This is a genomic window from uncultured Planktosalinus sp. (assembly GCF_963973675.1).
Taxonomy (GTDB): domain Bacteria; phylum Bacteroidota; class Bacteroidia; order Flavobacteriales; family Flavobacteriaceae; genus Planktosalinus.
In genome coordinates this window covers 1-7,353 of sequence record NZ_CAXBAN010000117.1, presented here as the reverse complement: position 1 = coordinate 7,353, position 7,353 = coordinate 1, and the positions used below count along the sequence as shown (strand labels likewise).

Below are 7,353 nucleotides of genomic sequence, written 5' to 3'. Positions count from 1 at the left end.
GAAAAAGTTACCACTCACCCTGCCTTAAAAGTATATTTTGATTCTGGAGCCCAAGCGTTGAATGAAAAAGAAATATACACCAAAGATGGGGAAAGTCTCAGACCAGACAGAATTAATTTGTTGCCTGAAAAGAAAGTTACAATTATTGACTACAAAACTGGGGTTGAAAAAGAGACACACATCAGCCAAATCGAAAAATATGGAACAATTCTCTCTCAAATGGGATTTAAAATAGAAGAACTTCTGCTCGTTTATATTAACGACAAAATTGATGCAATTCAAGTAAAATCTGCTTAAAAAATTAAATACCTTTGTAAAAAACTAAAAATATGTACGGAAAAATAAAGCAACATTTAGAAACGGAAATTCAGGAAATAAAAAACAACGGACTGTTTAAAAAAGAGCGAATTATTACCTCTTCACAAGATGCTGTCATAAAAATTTCCACAGGTCAGGAAGTTATCAATTTTTGTGCAAATAATTATTTGGGTCTTTCATCAAATAAAGATGTTATTCAAGCGGCTAAAGACACTATGGACACCCACGGTTTTGGCATGTCGTCAGTGCGATTTATTTGTGGAACTCAAGACATCCACAAAGAGCTGGAGGCAAAAATTGCTTCGTTTTATCAAACTGAAGATACCATTTTATATGCAGCTGCATTTGATGCAAATGGAGGTGTTTTTGAACCACTCCTTGGGCAAGAGGATGCTATAATTTCTGACTCACTAAACCACGCTTCCATCATCGATGGAGTTAGGCTATGTAAAGCGGCCAGATATCGTTATGAAAACAACAATATGGTAGATCTTGAAAACCAGTTAATAGAAGCCAATAAAAAAGGAGCTCGTTTTAAAATCATTGTAACCGATGGCGTTTTTTCAATGGACGGCCTGGTAGCTCCATTAGATAAGATATGTGATCTTGCAGACAAATATGATGCATTAGTGATGATAGACGAATGTCACGCAGCAGGGTTTATAGGTGAAACAGGAAGAGGAACACTGGAAGAAAAAGGTGTAATGGGCCGTATTGATATCATCACAGGAACATTAGGTAAAGCTCTTGGTGGTGCTATGGGTGGCTATACAACAGGGAAAAAAGAAATTATTGAAATGTTGCGTCAACGATCCAGACCTTACTTGTTTTCTAACTCATTAGCCCCTGCAATCGTGGGTGCTTCCATAAAAGTATTTGAGTTATTAGAAAATGACACAACGCTTCGAGACCAACTTGCGAAAAACACTCAATACTTTAAAAATGGAATGAAAAAATCCGGTTTTGATATTATTGACGGAGACTCTGCTATTGTACCTGTAATGCTATATGATGCGCAACTTTCACAGACAATGGCTGAAAGGCTATTGGAAGAAGGAATTTATGTAATCGGCTTCTTCTTTCCGGTTGTGCCAAAGAATAAAGCCAGAATTAGAGTGCAACTTTCTGCCGCCCACACTAAAGAACATTTAGACAAGGCTTTATCTGCCTTTTCTAAGGTTGGTAAAGAATTGGAAATTATTAAATAATCAACACTATTTAAAGAAATATTAGGTTTTTTTTGAAAAATTTTAGTAGATTTGGTTTTGTTAATAAATTTTAACAACTTACTTTTGCTTCAATTAACACTTAAAATTTAAATTATTGAATATGAAACATCTTAGCAGATTTTTAGTTGCATCGTTACTTTTCTTCGGACTAAGTAATGCCATTGCACAAGACGAAAACAACCCATGGGCCTTTGAGGTAGGTATGAATGCGGTTGATGTTTTTCCAGTAGGTGAAGTTGACGACAGAGTCCCTGCAACATTAAGAGGGGAAATTTTTGATGAATTCTTTAATGCTGATGATCACTGGAATATTTTACCATCTGTTTCTAGACTTACAATTTCCAGATATATGGGAAGTGGGTTTGTCTTTACAGCAGCAGGTTCAATCAATAGAATCAAAAACCTTGGAGACCTAAGAGTGAGCGATATTGGTTTTGGAACTGAAAAAGACCTTTCTTACTATGGTGCAGATGGGGAAATTAAGTATAGTTTAAAAAATGCGCTTAACAGCTCTTGGTTTGACCCACAAATCGGTATTGGTGGTGGATACACATGGGTTGATGATATTGGATTTGGAACAGCAAATGCAATGTTAGGTTTAAAGCTTTGGTTTACAGACAATCTTGGTGTAAACCTTCAAACAACATACAAGCACGCATTTGAAGAAGATTATGGTGTAAAGCATTTTCAACACTCAGCAGGTGTGATTTTCCAATTTGGAATGAAAGATCGTGATGACGATGGTATTCCTGATGATAAAGACGATTGTCCTGACACACCTGGTCTACCAGAATTCAATGGATGTCCTGATACTGACGGGGACGGAATCCCTGATCCACAAGACGAGTGTCCTTATGAGGCTGGTTTAGCTGAGTTTAACGGATGTCCTGATACTGACGGAGACGGAATTCCTGATATTCAAGACGAATGTCCAACTACTCCAGGTACAAGAGAATTTAACGGATGTCCTGATACTGATGGTGATGGAATTGCTGACCCTCAAGACGAATGTCCAGAAGTGGCTGGACCAAAAGAAAACAATGGTTGTCCTTGGCCTGATACTGATGGTGACGGTGTTCCAAATCACTTAGATGATTGTCCAGAAATTCCTGGAACTATAGCTAACAAAGGTTGTCCTGAAATAACTATTGAGGTTATCAATGAATTAAACGAGTATTCTAAAACAATCTTGTTTGACCTTGGTAAATCAACTATCCGTCAGGAATCCTATGCTGCACTTCAAAATATTGTAGATATTATGAACGAATATCCAAATAGCAAATTCCATATTGAAGGCCACACCGACAATACCGGAAGCAGAGCGTTGAATGAAAGACTTTCAAGAGAAAGAGCTGCATCTGTTATGGAGTATTTAACTACAATTGGTATGGATAGAAGCAGGTTGTCTTCTGAAGGTTATGCCTTCGACAGACCTATTGCGCCAAACAATACCGCAGCTGGCAGACAATTAAACAGACGTGTTGAAATTTCACTTCAGAAATAATCACATTTAAATAAATTTTGAAACGCCTCTGAATATTCAGGGGCGTTTCTTATTTTTATAAAATGGTAACTTACATTCAAGAAATTGTTTCAGATTTTCTGAAATGCAATAAAGAGCTCTCAACTACAATATTTATTTTACCCAGCAAAAGAGCTGGTAATTTTCTCAAAACTGAACTGCATAATCAAAATCAATCAACTCAATTTTCTCCAGAAATTTTAAGTATTGAAGAGTTTGTTGAAAAGATTGCTGATTTAAAAATCGCAGAATCCATAGAGCTTTTGTTTGAGTTTTATGAAGCCTACCTCAAAAATGATCAAATTAAGGAAAAGGAAGAGTTTGACACCTTCTCAAGTTGGGCTTCTGTTCTAATTGATGACTTTAATGAAATTGACAGAAATTTAATACCTCACAAAGAGTTTTTTAATTATCTAAACTCAATAAAAGAAATTGACCATTGGTATCTAAATCAGGAGAAAACGCAACTAATTCAAAATTATTTGTCTTTTTGGAATTCACTTGAGGAATTATATGAAATTTTCACTGCAAAGACACGTGAAAATGGCTACGCACATCAGGGTTTTGTTTACCGAGAAGCGGCAAGAAACATTCAACATTATATAACCGCAAAACAACATTTTCAACATGTCTTTATTGGTTTTAACGCTTTAAACAAGTCTGAGGAATTTATAATTAAAGAGATTTTAGAAACCGGTACAAATCAAATCTACTGGAATGCTGAAAAGTATTTTATGGAAAAGCCTCACCATAGTGCTTCTCTCTTTTTAAAAGAATTTAAAAACACTTGGAAATATTTTAAAACAAAACCCTTCAATACGGTTTTTGATAATTATTCAAAGCCTAAAGAATTTAAAATTTTAGGTTGTTCAAAAAACATAGGTCAGGTAAAGTGTGTTTCTGATATTCTGAGCTCTCTTTCTAAAGAAAAGATAGAAAGCACGGCCCTAGTTCTAGCTGACGAAAACCTATTGCTTCCAGTTTTAAACTCATTGCCCAACAATATTAAAGCAGTAAATGTGACAATGGGAATGTCACTAAAATCATTACCAGCTACAGCCTTTTTTAAAAACCTCTTGAAAATTCATCAATTTGAGCAAAAAAAATATTATTATAAAGATGTACTTCAAATTTTAAGTCATCCTTTGGGCAAATTATTATTACCCGAAAGTTCTAATGCAATTAACAACAAGCTGCAAACCCAAAACCTTACTCAAATTAGTTTCGAAGAAATAAAAAAAACGGCTCTAACAAATGAATTAAACTTTATTGATGCTTTATTTTCACCTAAATTTAATGATGTTTTAGGCGTTATAGAAAGCGCAAAATTAGTCATCCTTCAAATTAAAAAAATTGCCAAGACAGATCTAATTTTATTGGAAACTCTATTCAGACTTTATGAGGTTTGGAATAAACTACAAACTCTTAACAGTAAATACAAACACATATCTACCACAAAGACACTTTATAGTCTTTTTAAAGAAATCATAGGAGTCACTTCTATCGACTTTAAGGGAGAGCCCTACAAAGGATTGCAAATAATGGGACTTCTGGAAACACGAGCTCTTGATTTTGAAAATATTATTTTAGTCTCATTAAATGAAGGGATACTTCCTGCAGGAAAAAGAAACAAATCATTCATAACTTATGACTTAAAAGTAGAATATAAATTGCCAACCCACAGAGAAAAAGACGCTGTTTACACCTATCATTTTTATAGTTTACTCCACAGAGCAAATACAATTCACTTGCTTTATAACAATCAGGCTGGAGGACTAAACGCAGGCGAAAAAAGCAGGTTTTTACACCAAATTGGCTACGAAAGTCCTGCTGCTCACAAAATTCAGGAAATAGTATATACCCCTAAAGTAATTATTCCAACAAATGAACTTAAACAAATTAAAAAAACGGTTCGAGTTATTGAAAAATTAAAAAAACTTGCTGCTCATGGATTTTCTCCTTCAGCTTTAACTACATACATCAGAAACCCAATTGATTTTTACGATCGCTATATTCTCGATATCAAGGACAAGGAAGAGGTAGAAGAAACAGTTGCCGCAAACACCCTTGGAACCATTGTCCATGATGCATTACAGCATTTGTTTGAACCCTATATCAACAAAAAACTTACAAATAAATGCATTTTAGAAGTTCAGCAAAAAGTTGAGAAGCAAGTTAAAATTGAATTTGAAAACACCTATAAAGAAGGCCTTATTTCATCGGGTAAAAATTATATTATTTATGAAATTTCAAAACGCTATATAAATAATTTTTTATCTCAAGAGTTGGAGCAAATCAATTCAGGAAACGAACTGACAATTACACACATAGAAAACCTGCTAGAAACACAATTGGAAATTCCTGAAATAGAGTTTCCCGTTAAAATTAGAGGAAAAGTCGACCGAATTGATCGAATTAATGAAATTACCAGAATCATTGACTACAAAACTGGAAAAGTAGAACAAAAAGACTTGAATCTTATTGATTGGGGTGAGCTAATGAAAGATGATAAACACAGCAAAAAAATTCAAGTCCTAACCTATGCTCTTTTGGCAAAGGAGCAAACGGGTCTTCAAAACGCTCAAGCCGGGATTATTTCATTTAAAAATCTATCCTCAGGTTTTATGCCTTTTACAAAAAAAGAAACTAGTAGGGCTAATGGTAATGATTTTATAAATGAAGAAACTTTAACTTTATTTAAAGCGCAACTAAGCACTTTAATTTGCGAAATTTGCAATCCAGAAATTCCATTTATTGAAAAAGAAATTCCCGAAAATGCCTTTTAACATTCAAAAAAACATTCTTCTCAATCGCACAAACAACAAACCTATTCTGCTGGATGCTTTTATTCCTGCAGCAAGTAAACCAAGCCAAACTATACTTTATTGTCATGGGTTTAAAGGTTTCAAAGATTGGGGACCCAATGAACAAATGGCAACATTTTTTGCCGAAAGAAATTTTGCGTTTGTCAAATTCAATTTTTCTCACAATGGCGGTACACCCAAACAACCAATAGATTTTCCGGACCCTGAAGCCTTCGGGAATAATAATATTACTAAAGAGCTTGATGATATTGACTCCGTTCTAAACTGGATAGAAGCACAAAATATTTTTGAAAATCTTTCAGTAAAAAAGCCCGTAACAATTATGGGGCACAGCCGTGGAAGTGGAACCGCAATTATTAAAGCAAATGAAGACAACAGAATTAACAAAGTGATTTCCATTGCCGGTGTTTCGGGTTTTCAAGCCCGATTTATTGATGAAGAAACTCTCCGGCTTTGGAAAGAAAATGGTGTGATTTACATCGAAAATAGCAGGACCAAACAACAACTCCCTTTGTATTACCAAATTGCTGAAGATATCTACGGCAATGCTGATCGACTTAATGTTGAAAAGGCGTCAAAAGAACTCAACAAACCACATTTAATCATTCACGGTACCGATGACCCTACCGTACCGGTTGAAGAAGCATTTTCTGTACATAAATGGAGTAAAAAAAGCCAATTAAAGATTATAGAAGGAGCTGATCACGTTTTCAATGTGAAGCATCCTTGGGAAGAGTCAAAACTGCCGGCAGGCTACAATGAAATGTTAGATTCTTGTTTCAGCTTTTTGACTCAAAGAGATTAATTCGTTATTTTCTTTTATCTATAAAAGTAATCGGTTTTCTACTCATCGGTTGGAAAACACTTTTTTCAAGTACTTCTTGAGTACAAATTTCAATTTTAGGTGTGACCCTTAGCTTTGCCCTAAAGTGATCTTTGATTGCGTCCATAAATTCGTCTGACGTATTTGTGGTAGCTATTTTTATTATAATTTCATCAGTTCCAATATTATTGGTCGTGATTTCAATTTGATGCAGGTCAATTTTTTCAAAATAAGACATCAAATCATGCATGGCAGGAGGATAAAGAGTTGTGCCTTTATATTTTATCATTTGTTGTTTTCTCCCTAGTACCGGCCCTAAACGATTTGTATTCCTTCCGCAAGAACATGCTTGGTTGTTTATTTTAGTGATATCTCCTGTTTTAAAGCGAAGCAGAGGCATTGCTTCAACCCCGAGTGTGGTTATCGTAAGTTCTCCTATTTCTCCGTCAGGAACAGGATTGTTGTTATCATCCAATATTTCTGTAATAACCAATTCTGGATGTTGATGCCCTCCCTGCATTGCTTCACACTCTGTAAAAGCTGTACACATTTCTGTAGAGGCATAGGTTGAATACAATTGAATACCCCATTTGGAACTAATTTTTTGTGTTAATTGATTGGGGTTAAAATCTTGAT

Annotated in this window: 5 protein-coding genes and 1 pseudogene; 5 read left to right on the top strand and 1 reads right to left on the bottom strand. The window is 34.9% G+C overall.

Features of this window, described 5'->3' with window-relative positions; translation table 11 throughout:
• The 5 genes from AACY61_RS06250 to AACY61_RS06230 form a co-directional block, all read left to right on the top strand.
• Positions 1 to 297 (top strand): hypothetical protein (locus tag AACY61_RS06250; RefSeq protein WP_339610723.1); only part of this gene is annotated, 297 nt, incomplete at its 5' end.
• 32 nt (positions 298 to 329) lie between these two features.
• The gene (gene kbl, locus AACY61_RS06245; RefSeq protein ID WP_339610722.1) at positions 330 to 1,526 is read left to right on the top strand and encodes a glycine C-acetyltransferase; all 1,197 of its coding nucleotides are present in this window, start codon (positions 330 to 332) and stop codon (positions 1,524 to 1,526) included.
• 121 nt (positions 1,527 to 1,647) lie between these two features.
• On the top strand, positions 1,648 to 3,051 hold the full coding sequence (locus tag AACY61_RS06240) for a thrombospondin type 3 repeat-containing protein (RefSeq protein WP_339610721.1): 1,404 nt from the start codon (positions 1,648 to 1,650) through the stop codon (positions 3,049 to 3,051).
• Between the two features lie 62 nt (positions 3,052 to 3,113).
• Complete coding sequence (locus AACY61_RS06235; protein ID WP_339610720.1) at positions 3,114 to 5,855, top strand: PD-(D/E)XK nuclease family protein; 2,742 nt, start codon at positions 3,114 to 3,116, stop codon at positions 5,853 to 5,855.
• Positions 5,845 to 6,699, top strand: coding sequence for an alpha/beta hydrolase (locus AACY61_RS06230; protein WP_339610719.1), 855 nt, complete (start codon positions 5,845 to 5,847; stop codon positions 6,697 to 6,699). The genes AACY61_RS06235 and AACY61_RS06230 overlap by 11 nt, the downstream gene beginning before the upstream one ends.
• A gap of 4 nt (positions 6,700 to 6,703) precedes the next feature.
• On the opposite strand, the pseudogene AACY61_RS06225 reads toward AACY61_RS06230, so the two are convergent.
• Positions 6,704 to 7,353, bottom strand: a pseudogene (locus AACY61_RS06225) (phenylacetate--CoA ligase family protein); the annotation flags it as partial.